Below are 25,193 nucleotides of genomic sequence, written 5' to 3'. Positions count from 1 at the left end.
CATTAAATTTAACTATTTTAATATGTAACTTGCGGATGGCTTGCTCCAACTTGCGGATAACCAGCCTCAACTTGCGAATCAGCCATTAATCTTTTCCAAAAAATCAATAACGCTCTTAACCATCTCATCAACGGTATACTCCTCAGGAGAGGCATGAATGGGCAGCCCATATTCGAGTAGTCTCTTCTCGGTAACTGGTCCGATGCAGGCGATGATACACTCATTCAGATGGTCGGTCAGCCCATACTCCCCAACCACGTCCATCAGGTGGTCCACCGTCGATGGGCTCGTAAAGGTTAAGATTTCCAGCTCCCGCTCGGACAGCATCTTTGCAAGTTTCTCTCGGCTTTCCTCAGGCATGTAGTTTTCGTAAATAATCAGCTCGTCCACCACGGCACCGGCCTTTCGTAAACCAGTTGCGATGTATTCACGGGCAAGGTTTCCCTTTGGCAACAAAACCCGGATGCCCGGCTTAACATAAGGCAAAAATTCTGCAACAAACTCTTCAGCCACGTAGACAGAGGGAACGAAATCTACCCGTATGCCTCTTTCTCTCAGTACCTTTTCAGTCTTTTTGCCGATAACCGCAACCCTTGGGAACCCCTCCCCAACACGATCAACAAACGAAAAAAACGTCTCCACCGTGACACTGCTCGTAAATATAATCCAGTCATATGTATCCAGCACCATTAGGCTTTCCTGAAGGCGCTGGTTTTTTTCAATCGGGCGGAAGGCAATCAGCGGAATTTCAATGGGAATCCCGCCATACCTCTCAACAAGCTCAGAAAAAGACTTCGCTTGACCTTCCCCCCTAGGAACAAGTACCTTTTTATTTAATAAAGGCAGGGAGGGGCTCATTGACCCTCCAGCTCCCGTTTTACCCTGTCAATCAGGTCCTTCGCTCCTTTTTCAATCAAAAGGTCTGCCGCCTTAATTCCGAGTTCTTCCGGATTTTGTCCGCGTACTTCTTCTTTAAAAATTTCCTGGCCTTCTGGAGTGCCTACAAGCACATTTAAGACAATTTCATCGTTATCCTCGACACGCGCAAAGCCGGCAATCGGCACCTGACAGCCACCTTCCATTTTTTGCAGGAAGGCACGCTCTGCCCGGACCGCTCTTTCAGTTTTCTTACAAGTGAATTTTTCAAACAGATCATGAAGTTCACGGTCATCTTCACGGCACTCGATAGATAGAGCTCCCTGACCAACCGCAGGAATGCAGATCTCAGCATCTAAAAACTCGGTGACAACATCAGATGCCCAGCCGAGGCGGGATAGGCCTGCTGCCGCCAAAATGATGGCGTCGTACTCTTCTTCTTTTAATTTTGCCAATCTAGTATCGACATTGCCGCGGATCCATTTAATCTCTAAATCAGGGCGTTTCGCCAAAAGCTGGGAACTGCGGCGAAGACTGCTTGTTCCGATAATCGCACCTGGTTTTAAATCATCTAATTTCACATGGTCCCTGGAAATCAGCGCGTCGCGATGGTCTTCACGGAACGGAATACAGCCGATAGTTAGTCCTTCAGGCAATACAGCCGGCATATCCTTCATACTGTGAACAGCCATATCAATCTCTTTATTCAGCATCGCCTGTTCGATTTCTTTTACAAAAAGACCTTTACCGCCGACCTTGGAAAGGGTAACGTCTAGAATTTTATCACCCTTGGTGACGATTTCCTTGACCTCGAATTCATAGCGGGGGTCAATTTTTTTTAGCTGGTCAATCACCCAATTAGTTTGCGTTAAAGCTAATTTGCTGCGTCTGGATCCTACGATAATTTTTCTCATGACTGCCTCCTAATTTACGAGTACCATAGATGGAATGATGATAGTTGCCCAAATAAGAAAAAGTTAATTAATACAATTAGAAAAGAACCGGCATTCCAAATCGCCAATTTCTTTCCTGAGAGATTTTTCACTGTCCGCAAATATAAATAAATGCTATATGCTGTGAGTAAAATAAAGGAACCGACAATTTTGATGTCATACCAAGGCATTCCCGGAAGTTTCAGAAACGCCCATTGCAAGCCCAAAATTAAACTTAACAGAAGCATTGGAACGCCGATAATCGCTAATATGTAAGATGATTTTTCAAGTTTGTCTAAATCGGCAAGACGGATAAGTCTCGTACCCCATTTCTTCCTTTTTAATAAATCATATTGAAGAAGATACAACAACGAAAAAACAAATGATAATGAAAAGGCCCCATAGGACAGTATTGCCATTGTGATATGAATTAATAGCAGCTCAGATATCAGCTGTTTAGCCATGACATGGGAATGATATTGCATAGGTGCAAACGTATGAATCGTCATGATCGTAAAACCAAGGATATTAGTGAAAAACACAATAAAGTCAACTCGTAATAAATGATTTATAACAATTGACAATGTTATTAATACCCAGGCATAAAAATAGAGTCCCTCAAAGATGGTTAAGACAGGGAACCTTCCTGTTTTCATCATATAGAAAAAAAGAAATACAGTTTGCGAAACCCATACAAATGCAAGTAACCAGAAGGCAATCCGATTTGCCTTCCGGTTATGATGAATAAAGTCGAAAAAATATAAAAGAACACTGAAGGCATAAAGAACAACCGTAAATTCGTGCAGCCTCGTCATCAAGACATCATACATAGCCGAGGCCCCCATTTAAAAAGCCCGTGCTTCTGCAACCGTTAATTTATTCGTTTCGGCTGTATTTGAATGGTGTTCCTTTGCCAGCTCTTCGATATTAAAGATTTTCATGAATAAGTCCATTACCTGTTCGGCATCCGGTCTTGCCGCCAATTCCTTCGCCTGTAAAATTGGATCTTTTAAAAGCTGGTTAATGATGCTCTTTGTATGTTTATTTAAGACCTTTTTATCGCGGTCTGTTAAATTTGGAAGCTTTCGTTCAATACTTTCCATTGTTTCCGCTTGAATGGCGAGTGCTTTTTCCCGAAGTGCTGAAATAACCGGAATGACACCAAGCATGCCAAGCCATTGTTTGAAATCGACCGCTTCCTTTTCAATCATCAACATGATTTTTTCAGCTGCTTTCTTCCGCTCTTGAAGATTGGCCTCAACAATTCCCTCTAGATCGTCAATATCATATAAAAAGACGTTTTCAAGTTCTGCGATTTGCGGATCCAAGTCGCGCGGCACGGCAATATCGACCATAAACAGTGGCTTGCCTTTCCGCTTTTTCTCAACCGCTGCCATCATCTCTTTTGTAATGACAAAATCCTTCGCACCTGTTGAGCTGATTAGGATGTCGGCCTCGACAAGCAATTTCTGCAATTCATCGATGGTTCTTGCTTCACCGTCGAAACGTCCGGCAAGATCCTTCGCTTTTTCATAGGTCCGGTTAATAACCGTAACCTTTCTTACACCATTGCCGTGCAGGTTTTGAACAGCCAATTCGCCCATTTTTCCGGCACCAAAAATCAACACATGCTTATTGGCTAGAGAGCCAAAAATTTTCTTGGCCAGTTCAACCGCCGCATAGCTGACAGATACAGCGTTAGCACCGATTTCTGTCTCAGAATGCGCACGCTTTGCCAAGGTAATGGCCTGCTTAAACAAATGGTTAAAGACCGAACCTGTTGCCCCATGCTCTTGGGCACTCATAAAGCTTGTGCGAACCTGTCCAAGGATTTGTGTTTCCCCTAAAACCATGGAATTCAATCCACAGGTTACATTAAATAAATGCTCGACCGCACCATCCTCTTCATAAACGAAAAGAAACGGAGAGAACTCCGCCTGTTCCATTCCGAACCATTCAGCAAGAAACTCTTTAATATAGTAACGGCCTGTATGCAATTGATCAACGACCGCGTAGATTTCTGTCCGATTGCATGTTGATAAAATAACATTTTCCAGGATGCTTTTCTTTGTGCTTAATTTTTTGACGGCATCCATAACATCAGTTTCATTAAAAGTTAACCGCTCGCGGATTTCAACAGGGGCAGTTTTATAATTTAGACCGATCGCTAGAATATGCATTTGTTTTGGACACCCCCAATATGTTTACAGTAATAACTAGACTGATTATATCATGAACATTTTCCGTCAGAACACGAAAAATGTGAACATAAAACGACACTATATGTTAATATAGAAAAATAAATAAGTTGGTTAAATAGGAATACTTCCTTATGTACAGTATCAAAAAAACAGACTAGTTTCAAGTGAACCTTACTGGAAGTGGTGTTTTTCAATGAAAAGTCAAAGAATTTTTCCTGGAATCATATTAATCGGTTTTGGTGCTTACTTTTTATTACAGCAAATAGGAATGACTTTGTTTCCTGCATTTTTTACCTGGCCTACGCTAATGATCATTGTCGGGATTGCCTTTTTAGGCCAAAGCTATTCCGGCAATGATTCCGAAGCGGTTCTTCCGGGAGTCATTATGACTGGGTTCGGCCTTCATTTTCATCTCGTCGGTCACGTTTCCTTTTGGCCCCAAAACACGATTGGTATGTTAATCCTGATCATTTCAATTGGCTTCTTCTTGCGTTTTCAAAAAACAGGATCAGGGTTATTTCAAGCCTTCCTTTTTCTTATTGTTGCTGTATTGCTGCTTTTTTATGATAAGATTGCCGGGTATTTCGGATTATTGCAGAACGGGATGAGTCTAGTTTGGAAATTTTGGCCTGTCCTTCTAATTCTCATTGGTATATACTTCCTTTTCAAAAAGAAAAAATAACGCCCCGCGGTGATATGAACCGCAGGGCGTTTTATTTTTCTACATATAACTCTCAAGTATGGACCAAGCTTTATCTTTCCCCTCACCTGTTTCAGAAGAGAAAATGACAATTTGGTCGTTTTCGTCAAGATCTAATGTTTCGCGGGTAACCTTGGCATGCTTCTGCCATTTTCCTTTCGGAATTTTATCCGCTTTTGTGGCAATGACAATGCACGGGATTTCATAATGCTTTAAAAAATCATACATCATCACATCATCTTCGGTCGGCGGATGTCTTAGGTCGACAATCAGGACAACGGCCCTTAATTGCTCTCGCATTGTAAAATAGGTTTCAATCATTTTCCCCCATGCGGCCCGTTCCGTTTTTGAAACCTTTGCATAGCCGTAGCCAGGAACATCCACAAAATGGAGGATTTCGTTTATTAGAAAAAAGTTAAGTGTCTGTGTTTTTCCGGGCTTGGAAGAGATTCTTGCCAGCCCTTTACGATTTAGCATTTTATTAATAAAAGAAGACTTTCCAACATTCGAGCGGCCGGCCAGAGCAAACTCGGGCAAATCCGTGTCCGGGTACTGCTCAGGCTTTACCGCACTAATGACGATATCTGAACTTGTTACCTTCATCGTGCTCCACCTTCAAGAAGGGCATGCTTCAATACTTCATCGACATGGGAAACCGGGACAAATTCCAATTCGCCGCGGACGCTTTCCGGAATATCATCAATATCCTTCTCATTATCCTTCGGTAAAATAACTTTTGTCAGACCAGCGCGGTGAGCACTTAACGTTTTCTCTTTAAGTCCGCCAATCGGGAGGACTCTGCCGCGGAGGGTGATTTCACCTGTCATCCCCACTTCTCGTCGGATTGGTCTGCCGGTCAGCGCCGATACCAAAGCCGTAGCGATGGTAATTCCTGCAGATGGTCCGTCTTTTGGAACGGCTCCTTCCGGTACGTGAATATGAATATCGTGTTTCTCGTGAAAGTCTTCTTCAATGCCAAGTTCCTTTGCTTTAGAGCGTACATAACTGAATGCAGCCTGTGCTGATTCCTTCATGACATCTCCAAGCTTACCAGTTAGGACAAGCTTGCCTTTACCCGGAGCAAGCGAAACTTCTATTTGCAGGGTGTCCCCGCCAACAGTTGTGTAAGCGAGTCCGGTCGCTACTCCTACCTGGTCCTCTGCTTCAGCCTGGCCATAACGGAACCTTGGTTTTCCTAAAAATTCTTCAACATTTTTATCCGTAATGACAACCCGTTTCTTTTCTCCTGAAACAATAATTTTTGCTGTTTTCCGGCAGATAGTGGCCATCTGGCGTTCCATGCTTCTAACCCCAGCTTCACGAGTGTAGTAACGAACGACCTTTAAAATCGCATCGTCACGAACCTGCAGGGTACTCTTGGAAAGTCCATTTTCCTTAATCTGCTTAGGAAGCAAATGGTCCCTTGTAATATGAACCTTTTCCAATTCCGTATAGCCCGCAATTGTAATGATCTCCATCCGGTCTAACAGCGGTCCTGGGATGGTGCTAAGGTTATTGGCGGTGGCTATAAACATGACCTTCGATAAATCGTAGGTTTCTTCTATATAGTGATCGCTAAAATTATGGTTTTGCTCCGGATCCAACACCTCTAGAAGTGCGGCAGATGGATCGCCGCGGAAATCACTCGACATTTTATCGATTTCATCAAGCAAAAAGACAGGGTTAATTGTTCCCGCTTTTTTCATGCCTTGAATAATTCGTCCTGGCATCGCGCCGACGTACGTTCTGCGATGGCCGCGAATCTCGGATTCATCACGGACGCCTCCAAGCGAGACACGGACAAAATTCCGGTTAAGCGAGGTCGCTATCGAACGGGCAAGGCTTGTTTTTCCCACCCCCGGAGGTCCGGCAAGGCAGAGAATCGGCCCTTTTAAGGAATTCGTCAGCTTTTGGACAGCTAAATATTCAAGGACACGCTCCTTAACCTTTTCGAGACCGTAATGATCCTGGTTGAGAATTTTTTCTGCCCGATGAATGTCAATATCGTCTTCCGTCTTTTTCGACCAAGGCAGGGAAATCAGCCACTCAATATAATTGCGAATGACCGCACTTTCCGCGGAGCTTGTTGGCACTTTTTCATAACGGTCAAGTTCCTTCATGGCCGCATTATAAACGTGCTCCGGCATTCCCGCTTCTTCGATTTTTTTGGTGAGGTCGGCAATTTCGCCAGTCTTGCCTTCCTTATCCCCTAATTCTTTCTGGATCGCCTTCATCTGTTCGCGCAAATAGTATTCCTTTTGCGTTCTTTCCATCGAGCGCTTAACCCGCTGGCCGATTTTCTTTTCAAGATTAAGGACTTCTTTTTCGTTAAAAATTCGGTCAATCACCCGGTTCATTCTTAGCTTTATCTCGATTGTCTCAAGGATTTCTTGTTTCTCCTTCAGCTTGATCGGCAAATGGGAGGCGATAATGTCCGCCATTCTTCCGGGTTCTTCAATATCGGCAACGGAAGCAAATGTCTCCGCCGAGATTTTTTTGGATAATTTTATGTATTGTTCAAAATATTCCAGCATGGTCCTCATTAGAGCCTGGTCTTCTACATCTTTAGCGTCAGAGTCTTCATAGGTGACAACGCTGACAGCATAATAATCGTCCTCATCGTGAAATGTTACGATTTCTGCCCTGCTTAACCCTTCCACCAAAACGCGAATCGTACCATTTGGAAGCTTCAACATTTGCTTCACTTTTGTTAACGTTCCAAAACGGTAAAGATCCTCCTCGGCAGGCTCATCAATGGAAACATCCTTTTGGGTGGTTAAAAAAATGATATGGTCATCAACCATCGCTTTTTCGAGTGCCTCAACCGATTTTTCACGGCCTACATCTAAATGAAGAACCATGGTTGGATATACGAGCAATCCCCGAAGCGGCAGGAGGGGGACGATCAATTCTTTCTTTTTCGCCAAAATACAGCACCTCCACATGCAAAAAACATGAATTTATACTGCTTATGCAGAATAAGTCTTTGTACAATTCTATCTTATTTGAATTAACGTGTCTATTTTTATAGACAGCGCTTTTTTCAATATACGTTAGTTTCTCCCTAACTTAAAAAATTACTTCAATATTAGTTATGAAAAAGTAATTTGTAGAATTCGCAAATAAAAACTTCGGTTTGCTTTTAAGGACAAACCGAAGTGGGAAATCTAGATAGATTCTTTTTTCGTTAATTCAATGGAAGCCGGAACGGCTTGATTTTTCTTAAATTCGTTCACAAACGCAATCTCAAATACTTCATGAAGATGGGTAACTGGCACAATTCGGATTCCGCCGATTTCATTTAAAATCGTCTGGGTATTTTCCTGTGGAATAATGACTGTTTTCGCTCCTGCTTTTTTGGCTGCTTTTATCTTTGGATAGACCCCGCCAATTGGCTTAACGTTTCCATGGATGCTGATTTCACCTGTCATCGCAACCGTGTTGTCAATTGGAATATTATAAATAGCGGAGTAAATCCCAGTCGCCATTGCGATACCTGCGGACGGTCCATCAATCGGCACACCCCCAGGGAAATTAACATGAATATCATAATCATTCGCCGGAACACCCATGGACCGGAGAACAGTGATCACATTTTCAATCGAGCCGCGCGCCATGCTTTTGCGGCGAATCGATTTCCCTTGTCCACCGATACTTTCTTCCTCGACAATTCCGGTAATGTTGATGGAACCTTTCTCCTTTGCAGGAATAACAGTCACTTCAATTTCGAGAAGAGCGCCGGAATTCGGTCCATAAACAGCCAAGCCATTAACAAGCCCGACCTGCGCAGCATCATTAATCATCCGTTCCATTCGCGGTGTCATTTGACTGGAATGAATCACCCATTCAATATCTTCGTCCTTAATATATTGCCGATCTTCAGTTATGGCCAGCCCCGCCGCAATCTGAATCATGTTAACGGTTTCCCGGCCATTTCTTGCGTATGTAGAAAGAGTATGGACTCCGGTATCATTAATTTCCATATTGACTTTTTCCGCAGCCTTTCGTGCTACTTTCACAATTTCCTCTTGGTTTAAATCGCGAAAGAACACTTCCATGCAGCGCGACCGGATGGCAGGCGGAATTTCGCTTGGTGTCCGCGTTGTCGCCCCGATTAAGCGGAAATCGGCGGGAAGTCCATTTTTAAAAATATCATGAATATGGGTAGGTATTTGTGTATTTTCCTCGTGATAATAGGCGCTTTCTAAATATACCTTGCGATCCTCCAGTACCTTGAGCAGCTTATTCATCTGAATCGGGTGCAGTTCGCCAATTTCATCAATAAATAGGACACCGCCATGAGCATTTGTAACTGCCCCTTGTTTTGGCTGCGGAATCCCCGCTTGACCCATTGCTCCTGCTCCCTGATAAATTGGGTCATGAACCGATCCAATTAGCGGGTCAGCAATTCCTCTTTCATCAAAGCGGGCCGTTGTGGCATCTAATTCTATAAAAACTGAATCTTTTTTAAATGGTGACTTTGCATTCTTTTTGGCTTCTTCGAGAACGAGCCTTGCTGCCGCCGTTTTACCGACACCGGGCGGTCCGTAGATGATCACATGCTGCGGATTCGGACCACAAAGGGCCGCTTTTAAAGATTTAATGCCATCCTCCTGGCCGACAATATCCTGAAAGCTTGTCGGACGTACTTTTTCAGAAAGCGGTTCGGTTAATGAAATGGATCTCATTTTGCGAAGCTGTTCCATTTCCTTCCGGGATTCCCGGTCAATTGACACCTTTTGCGTGCGCTGATTCTTGAGCAAATTCCAAAAATAAAGACCAATGATTATTCCAAAAAACAATTGTATAAATAAGGCTATCCCCGTCCAACTCATTTCGTTTCCCTCCAGTATCTAATTAACTCCTGTAGATATTAATAAGTATTTCCTGCTGACTGGCGGAATAAACCATGAATTGAAAAAACTGAAGGGGGGGTGGGAAAAATGAAGATGTGAGTAAAATTCAGTTACGCGAGAGTAGATCGGGGGTATGCGAGAGTATTCAGTTCTTATCCGAGAGGATTTTGACCGTGTCCGAGAGTAAATCCATGATTCGAGAGTAATATGCGCTTATCCGAGAGTATTTTGAACTTATCCAAGAGTATTTCCTCGTTATCCGAGAGTATTCGGCTCTTATCTGAGAGTAAACCGAAAAACGTCGTCCAATAAAAAGAACCCGAACAAATTAGTCCGGGTTCACACCTATTATGCAGATTTCTCTTCTTTAACAACCGTACCATCTTCAAGGATCAGCTTTGGAACGCTGTTGTCCACGACTGTATCCTTTGTGATGATACATTTCGTAATATCATCACGGGATGGAAGGTCGAACATGACATCAAGCATGATGCCTTCAATGATGGAACGTAAGCCGCGGGCACCTGTTTTACGCTCAATCGCCTTTTTCGCGATTTCTTCTAGCGCGCCTTCTTCAAACTCAAGCTCGACAGCATCGATTTCAAGCATTTTTTGATATTGCTTTACAAGTGCATTCTTTGGCTTCGTTAAAATTTCAATTAACGCTGCTTCGTCAAGCTGCTCAAGGCTTGCAATAACTGGCAGACGGCCGATGAATTCAGGAATCAAGCCGAAGCGTAAAAGGTCTTCAGGAAGAACCTTGGAAAGCAATTCTTTTGAACTGATTTCCTGCTGTTGTTTCGGATCAGCACCAAAGCCGATAACCTTTTGTCCTAACCGGCGCTTGATGATTGGCTCGATGCCGTCAAAGGCTCCGCCGCAGATAAATAAAATGTTTGTTGTATCAATTTGGATAAATTCCTGATGCGGATGCTTTCTTCCACCTTGAGGAGGAACGCTGGCAACTGTGCCTTCAAGAATTTTTAATAATGCCTGTTGAACGCCTTCACCGGAAACATCACGGGTAATCGAAGGATTCTCGGATTTGCGGGCAATTTTATCAATTTCATCAATATAAATAATCCCTTTTTCTGCCTTCTCCACATCGTAATCAGCAGCTTGGATTAATTTTAATAAGATGTTTTCAACATCTTCGCCAACGTAGCCGGCTTCTGTCAGCGATGTGGCATCTGCAATCGCAAACGGCACATTCAAAATCCGTGCCAATGTCTGCGCCAATAATGTTTTTCCGCTACCAGTCGGTCCAATCATACAAATGTTACTTTTTGAAAGCTCGACGTCATCGATTTTGCTGTTTGAATTGATACGCTTGTAATGGTTGTAAACAGCAACCGATAATGATTTCTTTGCTTTATCCTGACCGATCACATATTCATCAAGGATTTCACAAATTTCCTTTGGCTTCGGAACATCTTTAAATTCTACTTCTTCCTCTGTTCCTAGCTCTTCTTCGACAATCTCTGTGCAGAGTTCAATACATTCGTCACATATATAGACTCCAGGTCCGGCAACAAGCTTGCGGACTTGATCCTGTGTTTTTCCACAGAATGAACACTTCAGTTGTCCTTTTTCATCATTAAATTTAAACAACCCTTTCACCCCTTAAGACGACTTATTTCTTTATTTAAAGCTCGCGAAAATTCCAAACAAATCCGAGTTTTTCTACAATTCATTAGGTATGTATTTTGCATTGTAACACATTTAGCGGGCGGACTGGAACTAAAAAGCTTTTCTCAAAATATGTTTTTTATTTGTCTGGACTTCGCTTAAAAAATGAAATATGTACCTCAAACAGCTTAACCATAATTTTTAAAAATCAATCTTGGATTTAATTAATTCGCCGGCAAAAATTTTATTCCTGCCACCCGTTTATAAAAAAGGTTACCCTGTCCTTATTATAATATGTAATTGAAAAAATGTATAAAACAAGGCACGATAAAAATCGTGCCTTGGAACTATTTACGTATTACTTCTTGTTTTCAACAAGAAAGTCGATTGCTTTTTTGTATTTAAGTTCATCTTTAATGCCTTCTGTTCCACCAAGAGCTTTTTTGATGTTGTCAACAGACATGTTGTACATTCCTGCCATTTTTTCAAGCTCAGCAGTTACATCTTCCTCAGACACTTCAAGGTTTTCAGCCTTAGCAATAGCTTCTAAAGTTAATCTTACACGAACATTTTTCTCAGCATCAGCCTTCATTTGTTCGCGAAGAGCTTCTTCGTCTTGGCCAGAGAATTGATAGTAAAGCTGAAGGTTCATGCCTTGCATTTGCAGACGTTGTTCAAAATCTTGAAGAAGACGATTTACTTCGTTGTCAATCATCACTTCAGGAAGTTCAACTTGAGTATTTTCAGCAGCTTTTTCCACTACAGTATCTTGTAGGTGGTGTTCTGCTTCATGCTTTTTGCTATCTTCTAAACGAGTTTTGATTTTTTCTTTTAATGCATCTAAAGTTTCAACTTCATCATCTACGTCTTTAGCAAACTCGTCATCTAAAGCAGGAAGTTCTTTACCTTTGATTTCGTGAACAGTTGTTTTGAACACAGCTGGTTTACCTGCAAGCTCTGCTGCATGGTATTCTTCAGGGAAAGTTACTTCTACTTCTTTAGATTCGCCGGCAGCAACGCCAACAAGTTGTTCTTCAAAGCCAGGAATGAAAGAACCTGAACCTAGATCAAGAGAGTAGTTTTCACCTTTGCCGCCTTCGAATGCTTCGCCATCAACAAAGCCTTCAAAGTCTATCACAACTGTGTCGCCAAGTACAGCAGTTCCTTCTTCTTTCACAACAAGCTCAGCATGACGGTTTTGAAGAGCTTCTAGTTCTTTTTGAACATCTTCGTCAGTTACAGTTGTGTCAAGTTCTTCAATTTCTAGGCCTTTGTATTCGCCTAAAGTTACTTCAGGTTTTACTTGAACAGTTGCCTTGAAAGTAAAGTCTTTGTCTTTGCCCATTTCCTCAAGATCAAAATCAACATTTTCAGGCTGAGCAATTGGCTCGATTCCAGTTTCATCGATTGCAGTCATGTATGCATCTGGAAAAATAAAATCTAATGCATCTTGGTATAGAGCTTCTACACCAAAGCGCTTTTCAAACATTCCACGAGGCATTTTACCTTTACGGAAGCCTGGAACATTAATTTGTTTTACTACTTTTTTGAAAGCCGCGTCTAAACCTTCGTTTACTTTATCTGCACTTACTTCAATTGTAAGGACACCGCGGTTTCCTTCTAACTTTTCCCATTTTGCAGTCATTCTTTTCCCTCCAACATCTATTACTCATTTCATTCGTAACGAATTTAAATTCGGAATATGTCTTGTCCACGAAGCCATTTTCCACTTTTTTTGCTGTAAAATAGTTTTTTACACAATGCAACCCTTACATTATAACACAGGATTTGTTTCTTTCAACAGCGAAGGCTATAGATTAGGATAAGAAATTTTCTCAATTTCTTCTATTACTTGTATAGTAAGGGTGATTTCAACCGGCGATACGTCATAGTCTTTAGATAATTCATTTATTTCCGAGTTTATCCCCATATATTCCTGCGCCAAATATTGAAAGCCAGCAGCCCAGGCAGCCGGGTTCTCTGGCTCCAATTCGAATGGGTAGCTGATAAAGAAAATGCGCTCTACCATTTCACTGATGCTGGCAAAGAGAACAGGATTGCTGCTTTCAAGCCGATTCTCAAGCAATTCTTTAATAGAGGTCATTTTCGGCTGATGTCTTACATCTGGTATTCCTGTCGGATTTATGGTTATTTCTTCCGAAAATTTAACCATTTTTATGTCTTTGTCGACTTCCTGCTCTTTTAAAAGAGTTAATAGGATTGTTTTTAAAAAGGGATGGCCTATTTCCGCTTTTAAGTAGTCTTCTATTTCGGGGACATAAGGCCTGATGTTTTTATCTGAGAGTCTTGAGATGGACAGCATTTGCTCGTTCAGGCTGGTTAAGGATAATAGATTTAATGAAGCCGGATCGATATCCTCCTCAGGCTCTTCACTCCTAAGATCAAGGCTTTTGTTCTCTGCCATTTTCCGGCTGAATTGGAGAAGTGTTAAGAAATGTTCCAGTCTTTCCGGCGGAATCTCTTTTTCCTCCAAGAGCGCCTCAATAGTTGAGACAATTTCCTGATATTCATGAAGTTGAATAAGCACTGTTACGAATAAATCCACCAATTGAAAATAGTCGCCAATTCCTTTATGGAGCATTTCCTTTGCAAGGACTTTTGCCTTTTGAAAATTCCCAGCCTCAAAATAGGCAAGGACCAGGCCGATTAAAACATCATCGTTATCCTGATCCAGTTCTTTCGCTTCTTCGAGAAGCTCGATGGCATCAGCATATTTTTTATTGTGCAGGCTTTCTAAGCCTTTGTCCGTTAATCTTTTTTCCATTCCGGGAAAAAAAATCACGTTATCTATTTTTCTCACTTTTTCCCGCTTTTTCATAAGAATCCATCCTTGTAGGTTATCAATGGAAAATAGTGTAACATAATTAAAGCACAAAAAAAACTCACCTTATGAGGTGAGTATATATTTTGGTATGTAGTAGTGGCGTCCCAGGAGAGATTCGAACTCCCGACCGCACGCTTAGAAGGCGTGTGCTCTATCCAGCTGAGCTACTGGGACATAGTCAGTTATCAAAGACAAGTTTTATTATATTACCGTATTATTTTATTGTCAATAGATTATAAATTTTTTTCTAAGAAATATTGGGGGATCCCCCCCAATATTAATTAAACTTGAATTCGCGAGCCAATCCAGATATTTCTATGCCGTTTAGTTCATACACAGTCATCCTAACGACATTCTCTTGCAAGTCAAGGATCACGTATGTTTTTTCAACACGATGGCGCGGGAGGCGGATGCTGCCTGGGTTCAGGTACAAGGTACCGTCGATCACCTCTGCCCCCAAGATATGCGAATGCCCAAAACAGACAATATCAGCTCCAGATTCTTGAGCTTTGTATGTTAATTTCATCAACGAAGTTTTAACCGAATATCGATGGCCATGGGTAATGAAAATCTTTTTTCCAGAGACATCCGTTACCAGCTCCAGCGGGAATCCGCCAAAATCACAATTTCCGCCAACCGTAAAATACCCCGTTAAGGACTTGTGATCCGGGTCTAACTGAGAATCACCACAATGGATCATTAAATCGACATCGTCCAAGTGCCTTTCCCTAATTACCTCAAGCTCTTTCGTCATACCGTGGCTGTCGCTGACGACCAATACCTTGCTCATTTGCCTTCAGCGCTTTCCAGCTTCGAATCTAGCACCGAATCCAGTTTTCTTAACGCATTCGCCCGATGGCTGATTTTATTTTTTTCATCAGCAGATAGCTCTGCCATAGCCACTCCCTTTTCCGGTACAAAAAAGACCGGGTCATAGCCGAAACCGTTGGTACCTCTTGGATCTTCCAATATCCGGCCTTCACAGGTACCTGACACTGTAAACGTCTCCTGACCAGGGATGGCAACTGCTAAAGCACAATAGAAGCGTGCTGTTCTCTGCTCCTCAGGAACACCCTCTAGCTCTCTCAGTACCTTATTCGTGTTATTCAAGTCATTTTTCGGTTCCCCAGCATAGCGGGCGGAATAGATGCCCGGACGGCCTTCAAGCGCGTCAACGATTAGTCCGGAATCATCGCCAATTACCATTTTCCCAAGTGCCTTCGAAATGGTTTCCGCCTTTAATGTGGCATTTTCCTCAAAGGTTGTACCGGTTTCTTCTACCTCCGGAAGTTCCGGAAAGTCCAGCAACGTCCGCACTGTAATTCCTCTGCTTGCAAAGATATGCTCAAACTCCCTGGCTTTTCCAGGATTTTTCGTGGCAATGATAACTTCATTCATGTGAATCTCCTCTATTTCTTTCTGCGATTTTCAATTTTTTGCATGACTTCCTCGCCAAGGGCCGCCTTTTGCTGTTCAAACAGCTCCATGAGCCCCTCTTGAGCAGCACCAAGCAACCCTTGGAGATCATTGTAGGAAAACGTTGCTTCCTCACCCGTTCCCTGCAGCTCAACAAATTCGCCGCTGCCTGTCATGACAACATTCATATCGACCTGTGCCTTGGAATCCTCTATGTAATTCAAATCTAACACTACTTGACCGCCCTCTAAAATTCCGACACTCGTTGCTGCTAAATAATCAGTAATCGGAAACTTCGATAATGATTTTTTCCCGGAAAGCGATTGTAAGGCGAGAGACATAGCCACAAAAGCCCCCGTTATCGAAGCAGTTCTTGTTCCGCCGTCAGCCTGAATGACATCACAGTCAATCCAAACAGTTCGCTCTCCCAGCGCTTCAAGATCAACTACCGCTCTCAAAGCACGGCCGATTAAACGCTGGATTTCCATCGTCCGGCCGGTAACCTTGCCTTTCGAGGACTCCCGGATATTCCTTGTTTCCGTTGCCCGGGGAAGCATCGCATATTCCGCGGTAATCCAGCCCTTGCCTTGCCCTCTCATAAACGGTGGGACCTTATCCTCAATGCTAGCGGTACAAATCACCTTTGTATTTCCTACTGAAATAAGGACCGAGCCTTCCGGATGCATTAAATAATTTGTTTCAATATGTACGGGCCTTAATTGCAATGGCTCTCTTCCGTCTGCACGCGCCATATCCCAAACTCCTCCTCCATGGTTGTCGTAAGGGGCTCTCCCCCTTACAAAACGCTAAATACAAAATAGAAAGAGGCGGCAGTCAGCCAACCTCTTTGATTGTCATTATATAGTATAACAAATATTATTTTTTAAAAACTACCTGTATTGACTTTTTCTGGGCGGGTAACCGGTGCAGAAAGCTTCTTACCCTTGTCATTCTTCAATTCCGCTTTACCGTCAACTAAAACAGCTACCTTTTCCACGCCCTTCTGTTCAGTCAAGGATAGCACAAGAGTATCCAAAAGGTTCTGCGAAATCACTTTCTCTTCAAAGCTGCCGTAAATATTTTTGTTAAAGTTTAAGGTTACAGTTCCGTCCTGATATTTCGGTGCTTCATTTAGTTTAACGTCAGACATAAATTGGGATACAAGGTTCGATTTTTCACTTGGGCCCTTGATTAATTCATTGACTGCCGCTGTGATTGGATCCTTCTCACTTGCTTTCACCCTTCGGGTAACTGGCACATAATAGTAGGAGCCTTCTTCACCGCCAATAAAGTATACGGTAATTGGTTTCGTATTCGTGATATCCACTACATCCTTTGTATCTAAGTTGATGCCTGTTGCCCTGGAAAGCTTTTCGCTGATTGGCGTTCCTTTCACAGGCATTTCCGTTAATTCATGGCCGTTCATTTTCAGCTTAACAGAATTGACACCAGCAAACTGCGTCAGGGTCCAGGTGACTGACTGAAGAATTTTCAATTCATCCTCAGGCTGATAGTTTTTGAATTCCTTTGAAAAATCAACGACTGCAACCCCATCTTTAATATTAACCGATGGTTTTGTATCCTCAGGCAGAACGGCTCTAAAATCATTCGGCAGCATGTCCGTTACAGGTCCGTTCACCACTAAGTAATCCAGCGCCTGTTTAGCGACTGATTTTGTTTTTGGAAGATTTAATGTTTGCGGGACAACATAACCATTCTTGTCAATGAGATATAGCTCCGTTTTCATGGCATTCTCTGCTTTTTCCTTCTTTACGGCCGCTGTTTCCTTATTGGTGTTCTTCTCACTCGTTGTCGTCACCGTTTTTGGCGGATCAATTTTCTTTTGTGTTTCACTGCCAAATAGGCCGCAACCGGATAGCACAACTGTGGAAGTGAGCACAGCCAGGCCAAGAATTTTTGCTTTATTTTTGAACATATTTTTCCCCCCTAAGACTGTTTGTACTATCATGTATACGAGCCTATGAAAAAATTAGACCGCCTCGAAAAGAAAAATAGGACAAATTTATTAAATTTTTTTCAAAAAAAAAAAAAAAAAATAGAGCCCACTAGAGACTCTATTTTACAATTTTATTTTTTTCACGGTTTCAATAGGGATGCCGAGCCATTGCGATGCTATTTTTGAAAAAATCCAAGTGGAGCCAGTCGTATAGAATTCATGCTCTGGTTCCTGCTCGCCTGATTCAAGGAGTCCTTTATATTGGAGAATGGCGCTAATCTCCCTGGCCGTTTCATCACCTGAACTGATGACACTAACCTTTTCACCCATGAATTTTTTGATCAACGGTTCGAGCAGTGGATAGTGGGTGCACCCCAAAATAAGCGTATCCAAGTTTTGATTCAATAAAGGCTGCAGCGCTTCATCCACAATTTTCGCAGCAATCGTCCCATCGTATTCACCGCTTTCCACTAGCGGCACAAACTTGGGGCAGGATTGACTTTTGACAAAAAGACGACTGTTAAGCGATTTTAATGCCTTTTCGTAGGCACCGCTTTTAACAGTTCCATCTGTCCCAATAATTCCGACACGATAGTTTTTTGTCCGTTTTATCGCCGCTCTTGCTCCCGGGTTGATGACCCCTAGAACGGGAATCGATAATTCCCTGCGGATGTCATCGAGCGCAGCTGCTGTCGCCGTATTGCAGGCAATTACCAGCATTTTTATATTTTTTTCTAATAAAAAATGGGTCAATTCCCATGTAAATCTTTTTACTTCTTTCGTCGTTCTTGGGCCGTAGGGACAGCGCGCGGTATCACCCAGATAGATGATTTTCTCGTTTGGCAGCTGCCTCATGACCTCCTTAGCAACGGTCAGGCCGCCGACACCAGAATCTATAACACCGATTGCTTGCTTCAAACTTTTCGCCTCATTTTGCTATTAGCAACTTCTTAATATATTGAACGTATGGATATCAACTGAGTTCATAAACGAACCACTTGCTCGCCAATCCGTCTACTGGACTTACTTCATTTCCTGATGAAGTTTTATTAAGTTGTTTTGCAAGAGTTGAATTTCTTCCTTATTGAAGTTTTTTAAGACTTCTTCAAGATAGACTTGCCTCTTTTTAATCACTTCATCAATGATTCTCTTTCCTTCTTCGAGAAGATGGATTCTCACAACACGGCGATCGTTTGTATCTTTCACCCGCTCTACCAAAAGATTTCTCTCCATACGGTCGACCAGATCAGTGGTAGTACTGCAGGCTAAATACATTTTAGTAGAGAGCTCGCCAATTGTCATATCACCGTCTTCAAAGAGCCATTGCAGGGCAACGAATTGGGGAGGAGTAATTTTATAATTACTTAACATCTCTCTTCCCTTTTGCTTAATTATGCCTGATATATACCGTAGTTCTTTTTCGATATTTGCGACAACGTCCCCAGTCATTTTTTGGGAATTTTCGAGTTTCATTTGTTCTACACTCCTAAAATAGGCTTCTCCTCATGACATGACCAAATAAATAATACTTTGCAGCTTGTACTTATTGTCTACTTTTTTCAGGAAAATTTCAAGCCGGAACTGTTTTGTCAGCTTCTCAAAAAAACTGGCAAGATGAACTGTGATTCATCCTGCCAGTTGGATTATTCGATCTCTTCCAGCTTTCCAAAGGAGCCAAAAAATTCGTAATGGATCCGTTCTTCTGGTACTCCCCATTGTTTTAAAGCTTTATTAACCACTTTCATGAAAGGCTCCGGTCCGCAGAAATAAAAATCGGCATCCTTGGTGGGTAAACTTTGCTGCAGCCAATCCAAGCTAAAAAATCCTTCTTTATCATAATTTTTCATTTCTTTATCATCTTCGGATGGTTTTTCATAAATAACGAAGGAGTGGACATTTTTATGTCCCGCTGCCAGGTCATTTACATGGGCTCTGAAGGCATGCAGTTGGCTGTTTATGGCTGCATGGATATAATAAATTTCCCGATTCGGGCTTTCGTTTACGGTTGTGTTTAACATGGCCATCATCGGAGTAAGACCAACCCCGCCGCTAATTAATACTAATGGAAGACTCGTTTCCAAATCTAAATAAAAATCACCGGCAGGTGCAGTAATCGGAATCGTATCTCCCTCTTTTTACATGGGCATGCAAAAAGGTGGAAACAATCCCAGCAGGAATGTTATCCACTTTTGGGTCTTCCCGTTTTACGCTGATTCGGTAATAATTTTGACCGGGACGATTGGATAAACTATATTGGCGTAAATGGGTGTATTGTTCACCGGGAATCTCCAGTTTTACAGTAATGTATTGCCCGGGTATATAGCTTGCAATCTCCTTACCGTCTTGCGGCTTTAAGTAAAACGACGTGATAACATCGCTTTCTTTCACCTTTTTTTCCACAACAAAATTCCGGTAGCCTGCCCAGCCGCCAGGCATAGTCTCCGCCGTTTTATACATGTTATTTTCCATTCTAATAAACACATCTGCAATGACCCCATATGCGTCCGCCCATGCATCTATAATTTCAGGTGTTGCCGCATCGCCTAATACTTCTTTGATGGCTCCCAGCAAATTTTCACCAACTATCGGATAGTGCTCCGGCTTAATTTGCAGGCTTCGATGTTTTTCACCAATTCGCTCGAGAATGGGCATAATTTGGCTGAAATCTTCAATATTTGCCGCTGCCCCGTAAACAGCATCTGCCAGCGCTTTAGGCTGGTGGCCTGTTATTTGATGCGTTTGATTGAAAATATTAAGAAGCTCCGGATGCTGCTTAAACATACGCTTATAAAAATGCTTAGTTATTTGTTCACCATGATCCTTCACAATCGGAAGTGTGGCTTTTATGATTTCAAGCTTTTGCGGATTAAGAGTTTTGACTGTCTTTACGACCTCTTGCCAAGACCTTTTTTCTTTAATATTCGTAATAGACATAATGTATTTCTTACCTCCTTTAGCTTTACAACTAAAGTATCTCCTGCTTTGAAGATGATAAAGAAGGAAAGTATTGTTATGACATTACAAAAAAATTGTCCATATAAATGTATGAACCGGCGTCCCATAAGGATGCCGGTCATGTTTAAAGTTCTAGCTCTCCCATACGAAGGAGTTCTACAACTGCCTGTGATCGCCCTTTCACACCAAGCTTTTGCATGGCATTCGAAATATGATTCCGAACTGTTTTTTCGCTGATAAATAATTCACTAGCGATTTCTTTTGTTGTTTTGTCCTGTACTAACAGTTCGAATACTTCTCTTTCTCGTTTGGTGAGTAATGGCTTGTGAGTATATTCATTCTCCTTCAAGTATTGTAACCCTCCTTGCCTTCGCCAGTTATGCACCGGGGGTGGGTATATATTTAGTCACCATATCTTATGTGAACTGGTCAGGGGGAGTGACTATATTTACTCGTTAGATATGAATTTTATGAAAAAATTTCCCAAAAAACTTTCTAAAAAAAAAAGACAAGAGCCCTTCTTTTATGAGCTCTTTAGCTTTGCATATATAATATATCGTTTTGGGGCGTTTCCGACGTAACGGAAGGGGTAGCATGTTGTTAGAATTAATTCTTCTTCCTTGTTTTGCAAGGTGATGATACTGGTATCGTCTGACTTTACGATTTTCGTATGGGTTATTTCGTAATTGAAGTTACCATAGGGCACTTGCATATTTAACGAGTCGCCAACTTTCAGTTCACCTAAGTGGCGAAAAACGGTATCGCGATGTCCCGATAAAACAATTTGCCCCTTGTCGCCGGGAAAATAAGATCCTTTATAATGGCCTACTCCTCTTTCTAAATCATCCGGATTGGTGCCTTCCACAATGGCGAGTTCTGCATTAATTTTTGGAATAGCAAGAATGCCGACTGTATCTCCCATATCCGGAAGCGGAACTGAATCATCACGCGTGGCTGTTTGATTTGCTGAAGCCTTTTCGGGTCGTTCCCGAATCAATTTTTTTGCTTCTTGAAGTGAGGCTTTTGTTTGCATTTTTGTATCAGCAATCTGCCATACCCCGACACCCAACACTATTAACCCTGCAACAATTATTAGAAGTGGAATCTTTGATTTCAACATCAATACCGCCTTTTGAAAAAGCTCCTCATTTTAATTCCAAGTATAACAAACAAGTCAGGAATCAACTATATTTTCACAATAAATAGAGATAAGAATTTTTAAAATTATTTACAATAAAAAGAGCCGCCCAAAACTTAATGGGCCGGCTCTATTTTAATTATTCATTATTTATTTTTGTTAGCATGATCAGGTGTTCCTGTTTCATCTGCATGGCCGGGCTTTCCTGTTTCACCTGCATGGTCGGGTTTTCCGACAGCTTTTCCTTGATTGTAAGAAAGACCAAAACCGTATTCGTATTTGTTACCTGATTTATTAACATAGGCGAAATCTGAAATTTCTTCAGGCGCAAAGCTTGGAACATCCCCAACTTCTCTGCTCAAAGCATCCTCACTTGCTACGATTGCGAATGGAAGTTTACCAACAGGATTAAACTTTCCAGTGATGACATCAAATACTGCTTCTTGTTGCGTTCCAAAAGTACCGATTACGGCAGCAGCATTAGGTTCAATTTTGTTAATAAGCCATTGGTTAGTAAAGTTTATTGCAGTGATTGTTGGAACAGTTTTTTGAATTTCAACGATTCGATCTACTTCAGTTATACCAGTTGTTTCATCAATTCCGATTCGTGGATTATTATCCCAGTTGGATTGAGTTGGTTTAACATATACATAAGCTAGTGTTGCTTCATCAATATTATCAACTAAAGTGATGTTAGGGAATTTTTCTTTAATTGTGTTCTTTAAGTCCGCAGTAAATGCAACAGATTGCTTAGCTGAATTGTCTTTAACATAATTAGGATCTTTATTCCCGTTTGGCGCTGCAACTCCGACAAAACCTTCAACATACAGTTTAACGTCTTTTAACTTATTTTCTTTTAACGGTAATAGTTTTTCACCTTTGATTTTATCATTACGCATAAGAACAACTGATTTTTGATGGGCTTTATAAGCTTTGGCTCTGTGTTCAGCATTGTTCGCTACAGCAATGGCTTCCGCAGGATCTACATATGGATCCTCAAACAAGCCTAAGGTCATCATTTCAGAAAGCGTATAAGTAATGGATTCGTTAACTTTTGATTCATCTAATAAACCGCTGTTAACTGCCTCAATTACGTACTCTGGTGTTGAACCACCTGAAATGATATTGGTTCCAGCCTTGATTGCTTTTGCAACTTTTTCCGGTTCTGTTTTATCTAAGTAACCAAATGCACGACTACTAATTGCACCTGAGTCAGAGTTCACATATCCTGTAAAACCAAGCCCGCCCTCACTCTTAGGAGAACGTAAGAAATTTAAGATCCCTGCATTTAAGCCCATTGCAACTTCTTCAAACTGCTCAATATCACTGTAATGTTTCAGCCCTTGTTCAGCACTATCATTCTCTGGATATGCGTAGTAAGGCATGACGGATGTAACTCCAGCACTGATTGCTTTTTGGAAAGGAGGAATGTGATATTTTAACAAGCTTCCTTCTGTAGGATAAATATTAAAACTGCCATCTGCAAAGTGTGGATCCTTGCCATCCATACGTGCACCACCGCCAGGGAAGTGCTTAACTGTGATAGATACACTGTCTGGGCCAAGTTTATCGGTTTGGAATCCTTTAATTATTTGATAATTCATGTCACCAACAACTTTTGGATCTTCACCGAATGTCTCCTCAATTCTTGCCCAAAGTGGATCTGTTGCGACGTCAGCCATATAACCGTAAACCTTACGAATACCAGCAGCTCTCCATTCCTCGCGAGCAATATTTGCAAATTCTCCTACAGCTGCAACATCACGTGCTGCCGCTAAACCTAGAGTTCCTGGCCAGAAAGTATGTTGATCCGTAACATTCGTGATATTTGTATAATCCGTAGATTGGGAGTTTCTTGGATTTGAAGTAATAACAACTGGAATGCCTAACGGTAGACCTTCTGCTAATTGCTGCATTTGGTTATTGTAGTTAGCGATATCCCCTAAGTTTTGAGAAAGACGGTAAATAACATAGCGCAATCCCTTTTCAGTAACGATTTTGCTGTTTTCAGGGGTTACAAATTTCCCATCCGCTGGATCCTGTTCTGGAGTGTGAGTATTGATATACATCATCCCAGCTTTTTGGTCAAGAGACATTTTACCAACCAAATCTGCTACACGCTCAGGAATTGGTTTTCTCCAGTCTTCGTAACCATCTAAGCTATTATTGCCATTGGCATCTCTAAAGAACTTGCCGTCAACTTGAAGAATTCTATTTTGATTTGCTACTTCAATTTCTGGTTGACCATCGGCTTTTGTAATTTTATAGGTTGGTATTGCACCTCTGCCAGTATATGGGGTAGCTTCTACTTCATCTCCTGTGTACCCTACATCATCTGCTGCAAAGCCGATTGTTGGAACTGCAAGCGAAAGTGCGAATATACTTCCTAAAAGTTTTCTTTTTAGTTTTGACGATTTTCTAATTTGTTTAGATACTGATGCCATTTTCCTTCCACCCCTGTCAAAATTAAGATTGTTGAGCAGCTTCCCTTTCAATAACTGATGCAAACAAAAAAACTTACAGAATTTCCTTAAATCCCGGACACTACCAAAAACATAATTTTTAGAGTGCCTTCCATCACCTCCCATAATCTTGTATATTCAAGCAATCCTGCCAATTCATAATCGAATGCTTGACTATTAAATTGGATTTACTTGGATTGGAATACGCTTTCAGAATGCGGTTTCATAAAATCCCGCCAAAAACTATTCACGAAAGTCTATTAATAAGGATACTAAACAAACTAATTATATTTTTATTATGAATTTTTTTTATTTATCCGTCATCATACTTTTTACCTATTCTGAATTTTCTTATTATTAGGACTTTAAGACTGGTAAAATGCTCTTATGCCAATAAAAAAACCTTCTTTTCACTATGAAAAGAAGGTTTTTTCGTATCTAGCCGCTTCTACTTTTGTAGTTAGCTTCTGTCGCTTCCGAAGAAGTTTCTAAATGCTTGGAATGTTGTTTCACGATTCAATGCTGCAATGGAGGTAGTCAATGGAATACCTTTTGGACAGGATTGAACACAGTTTTGTGAGTTACCGCAGTTCGTAAGACCGCCCTCACCCATGATGGTTTCAAGACGCTCCGCCTTATTCATCTCACCTGTTGGATGAGCATTGAAAAGACGAACCTGTGATAATGGCTGCGGTCCGATAAAGCTTGACTTACTGTTAACATTCGGACATGCCTCAAGGCAGACACCGCATGTCATACACTTAGACAGCTCATATGCCCATTGACGTTTGTTCTCAGGCATACGAGGTCCTGGTCCTAGATCATAGGTTCCATCAATTGGAATCCATGCTTTAACTCTCTTTAACGCATCAAACATTCTGCTGCGGTCAACCTGAAGGTCGCGCACTACAGGGAATGTCCGCATAGGAGCTAAGCGGATCGGCTGCTCCAACTGATCGACTAACGCCGAACAGGATTGGCGCGGCTTTCCGTTGATAATCATCGAACAGGCACCACATACCTCTTCAAGACAGTTCATATCCCATGTGATTGGGCTTGTAGCTTGTCCTTTTGCATTAACAGGGTTTCTCCGAACTTCCATTAACGCCGAGATAACGTTCATCCCCGGGCGGTATGGAACTTCAAATTCTTCCTCATAAGGGGCAGAATTTTCATTATCCTGACGTTGAATAATAAATTTTACAGTCTTAGTTTCAGCCATTTTA

General features: G+C 41.7%; 21 protein-coding genes, 1 tRNA gene and 1 pseudogene. 1 reads left to right on the top strand and 22 read right to left on the bottom strand.

The window, feature by feature from the left end; translation table 11 throughout:
* Positions 1-78: 78 nt before the first annotated feature.
* Genes KHA99_RS23855 through hemA form a run of 4 tightly spaced genes read right to left on the bottom strand, consistent with a single transcriptional unit; the run spans position 79 to position 3,988 of the window.
* Positions 79-858: a uroporphyrinogen-III synthase gene (locus KHA99_RS23855; RefSeq protein ID WP_213119990.1), complete on the bottom strand. Its 780-nt coding sequence runs from the start codon at positions 856-858 to the stop codon at positions 79-81.
* Positions 855-1,790 carry a hydroxymethylbilane synthase gene (hemC, locus tag KHA99_RS23850; protein ID WP_213119989.1) on the bottom strand — a complete coding sequence of 312 codons (936 nt, stop codon included), beginning with the start codon at positions 1,788-1,790 and terminating at the stop codon, positions 855-857. Before hemC ends, KHA99_RS23855 begins: the two co-directional genes overlap by 4 nt.
* A gap of 14 nt (positions 1,791-1,804) precedes the next feature.
* Positions 1,805-2,638: a cytochrome c biogenesis protein gene (locus KHA99_RS23845; RefSeq protein WP_213119988.1), complete on the bottom strand. Its 834-nt coding sequence runs from the start codon at positions 2,636-2,638 to the stop codon at positions 1,805-1,807.
* A 15-nt stretch (positions 2,639-2,653) separates the two neighbouring features.
* On the bottom strand, positions 2,654-3,988 hold the full coding sequence (gene hemA, locus KHA99_RS23840) for a glutamyl-tRNA reductase (RefSeq protein WP_213119987.1): 1,335 nt from the start codon (positions 3,986-3,988) through the stop codon (positions 2,654-2,656).
* Between the two features lie 214 nt (positions 3,989-4,202).
* Here hemA and KHA99_RS23835 point away from each other — a divergent pair, with 214 nt between their 5' ends.
* On the top strand, positions 4,203-4,691 hold the full coding sequence (locus tag KHA99_RS23835) for a LiaF transmembrane domain-containing protein (RefSeq protein WP_213119986.1): 489 nt from the start codon (positions 4,203-4,205) through the stop codon (positions 4,689-4,691).
* A 39-nt stretch (positions 4,692-4,730) separates the two neighbouring features.
* Here KHA99_RS23835 and yihA read toward each other — a convergent pair whose 3' ends face one another.
* The 18 genes and pseudogenes from yihA to sdhB all read right to left on the bottom strand — a co-directional run bounded on the left by yihA (position 4,731) and on the right by sdhB (position 25,189).
* Positions 4,731-5,312, bottom strand: coding sequence for a ribosome biogenesis GTP-binding protein YihA/YsxC (gene yihA / locus KHA99_RS23830; RefSeq protein ID WP_213119985.1), 582 nt, complete (start codon positions 5,310-5,312; stop codon positions 4,731-4,733).
* The gene (lon, locus tag KHA99_RS23825) at positions 5,309-7,636 is read right to left on the bottom strand and encodes an endopeptidase La (RefSeq protein ID WP_213119984.1); all 2,328 of its coding nucleotides are present in this window, start codon (positions 7,634-7,636) and stop codon (positions 5,309-5,311) included. Before lon ends, yihA begins: the two co-directional genes overlap by 4 nt.
* Positions 7,637-7,876: 240 nt before the next feature.
* The gene (gene lonB / locus KHA99_RS23820) at positions 7,877-9,544 is read right to left on the bottom strand and encodes an ATP-dependent protease LonB (protein ID WP_213119983.1); all 1,668 of its coding nucleotides are present in this window, start codon (positions 9,542-9,544) and stop codon (positions 7,877-7,879) included.
* A gap of 369 nt (positions 9,545-9,913) precedes the next feature.
* Entirely contained in the window at positions 9,914-11,176 is a 1,263-nt protein-coding gene (gene clpX / locus KHA99_RS23815; protein ID WP_213119982.1) for an ATP-dependent protease ATP-binding subunit ClpX, read from the bottom strand.
* A 376-nt stretch (positions 11,177-11,552) separates the two neighbouring features.
* Positions 11,553-12,839 (bottom strand): trigger factor, encoded by a 1,287-nt coding sequence (gene tig, locus KHA99_RS23810; RefSeq protein ID WP_213119981.1) that lies wholly within the window; start codon positions 12,837-12,839, stop codon positions 11,553-11,555.
* 165 nt (positions 12,840-13,004) lie between these two features.
* Positions 13,005-14,033 (bottom strand): tetratricopeptide repeat protein, encoded by a 1,029-nt coding sequence (locus KHA99_RS23805; RefSeq protein WP_213119980.1) that lies wholly within the window; start codon positions 14,031-14,033, stop codon positions 13,005-13,007.
* A gap of 103 nt (positions 14,034-14,136) precedes the next feature.
* Positions 14,137-14,213: transfer RNA gene (locus KHA99_RS23800), tRNA-Arg, on the bottom strand.
* 103 nt (positions 14,214-14,316) lie between these two features.
* The gene (locus KHA99_RS23795; protein WP_213119979.1) at positions 14,317-14,829 is read right to left on the bottom strand and encodes a metallophosphoesterase family protein; all 513 of its coding nucleotides are present in this window, start codon (positions 14,827-14,829) and stop codon (positions 14,317-14,319) included.
* Complete coding sequence (locus KHA99_RS23790; protein WP_213119978.1) at positions 14,826-15,437, bottom strand: XTP/dITP diphosphatase; 612 nt, start codon at positions 15,435-15,437, stop codon at positions 14,826-14,828. The genes KHA99_RS23795 and KHA99_RS23790 overlap by 4 nt, the downstream gene beginning before the upstream one ends.
* 11 nt (positions 15,438-15,448) lie before the next feature.
* A complete protein-coding gene (gene rph, locus KHA99_RS23785; protein WP_213119977.1) occupies positions 15,449-16,207 on the bottom strand; it encodes a ribonuclease PH in 759 nt (252 codons plus the stop codon).
* 131 nt (positions 16,208-16,338) lie between these two features.
* Positions 16,339-17,391 carry a GerMN domain-containing protein gene (locus KHA99_RS23780; RefSeq protein WP_213119976.1) on the bottom strand — a complete coding sequence of 351 codons (1,053 nt, stop codon included), beginning with the start codon at positions 17,389-17,391 and terminating at the stop codon, positions 16,339-16,341.
* A 144-nt stretch (positions 17,392-17,535) separates the two neighbouring features.
* Entirely contained in the window at positions 17,536-18,330 is a 795-nt protein-coding gene (racE, locus tag KHA99_RS23775; RefSeq protein ID WP_213119975.1) for a glutamate racemase, read from the bottom strand.
* A gap of 105 nt (positions 18,331-18,435) precedes the next feature.
* Positions 18,436-18,885 (bottom strand): MarR family winged helix-turn-helix transcriptional regulator, encoded by a 450-nt coding sequence (locus tag KHA99_RS23770; protein WP_213119974.1) that lies wholly within the window; start codon positions 18,883-18,885, stop codon positions 18,436-18,438.
* 170 nt (positions 18,886-19,055) lie between these two features.
* Positions 19,056-20,346, bottom strand: a pseudogene (gene hmpA / locus KHA99_RS23765) (NO-inducible flavohemoprotein).
* A gap of 145 nt (positions 20,347-20,491) precedes the next feature.
* Positions 20,492-20,716 (bottom strand): spore germination transcription factor GerE, encoded by a 225-nt coding sequence (gerE, locus tag KHA99_RS23760; RefSeq protein ID WP_019154738.1) that lies wholly within the window; start codon positions 20,714-20,716, stop codon positions 20,492-20,494.
* A 174-nt stretch (positions 20,717-20,890) separates the two neighbouring features.
* Positions 20,891-21,487 (bottom strand): class D sortase, LPxTATN-specific, encoded by a 597-nt coding sequence (gene srtD, locus KHA99_RS23755; protein WP_504740126.1) that lies wholly within the window; start codon positions 21,485-21,487, stop codon positions 20,891-20,893.
* Positions 21,488-21,651: 164 nt separating this feature from the next.
* A complete protein-coding gene (locus tag KHA99_RS23750) occupies positions 21,652-23,949 on the bottom strand; it encodes a glycoside hydrolase family 3 protein (protein WP_213119972.1) in 2,298 nt (765 codons plus the stop codon).
* A 478-nt stretch (positions 23,950-24,427) separates the two neighbouring features.
* Positions 24,428-25,189 carry a succinate dehydrogenase iron-sulfur subunit gene (sdhB, locus tag KHA99_RS23745; RefSeq protein WP_213119971.1) on the bottom strand — a complete coding sequence of 254 codons (762 nt, stop codon included), beginning with the start codon at positions 25,187-25,189 and terminating at the stop codon, positions 24,428-24,430.
* Positions 25,190-25,193 lie beyond the last annotated feature (4 nt).

Origin of the sequence: Neobacillus rhizophilus (genome assembly GCF_018343535.1) — a bacterium.
Classification (GTDB): Bacteria; Bacillota; Bacilli; order Bacillales; family Cytobacillaceae; genus Neobacillus; species Neobacillus rhizophilus.
Note: the sequence above shows the minus strand (reverse complement) of the source record. Positions and strands in the feature narration are given on the sequence as shown.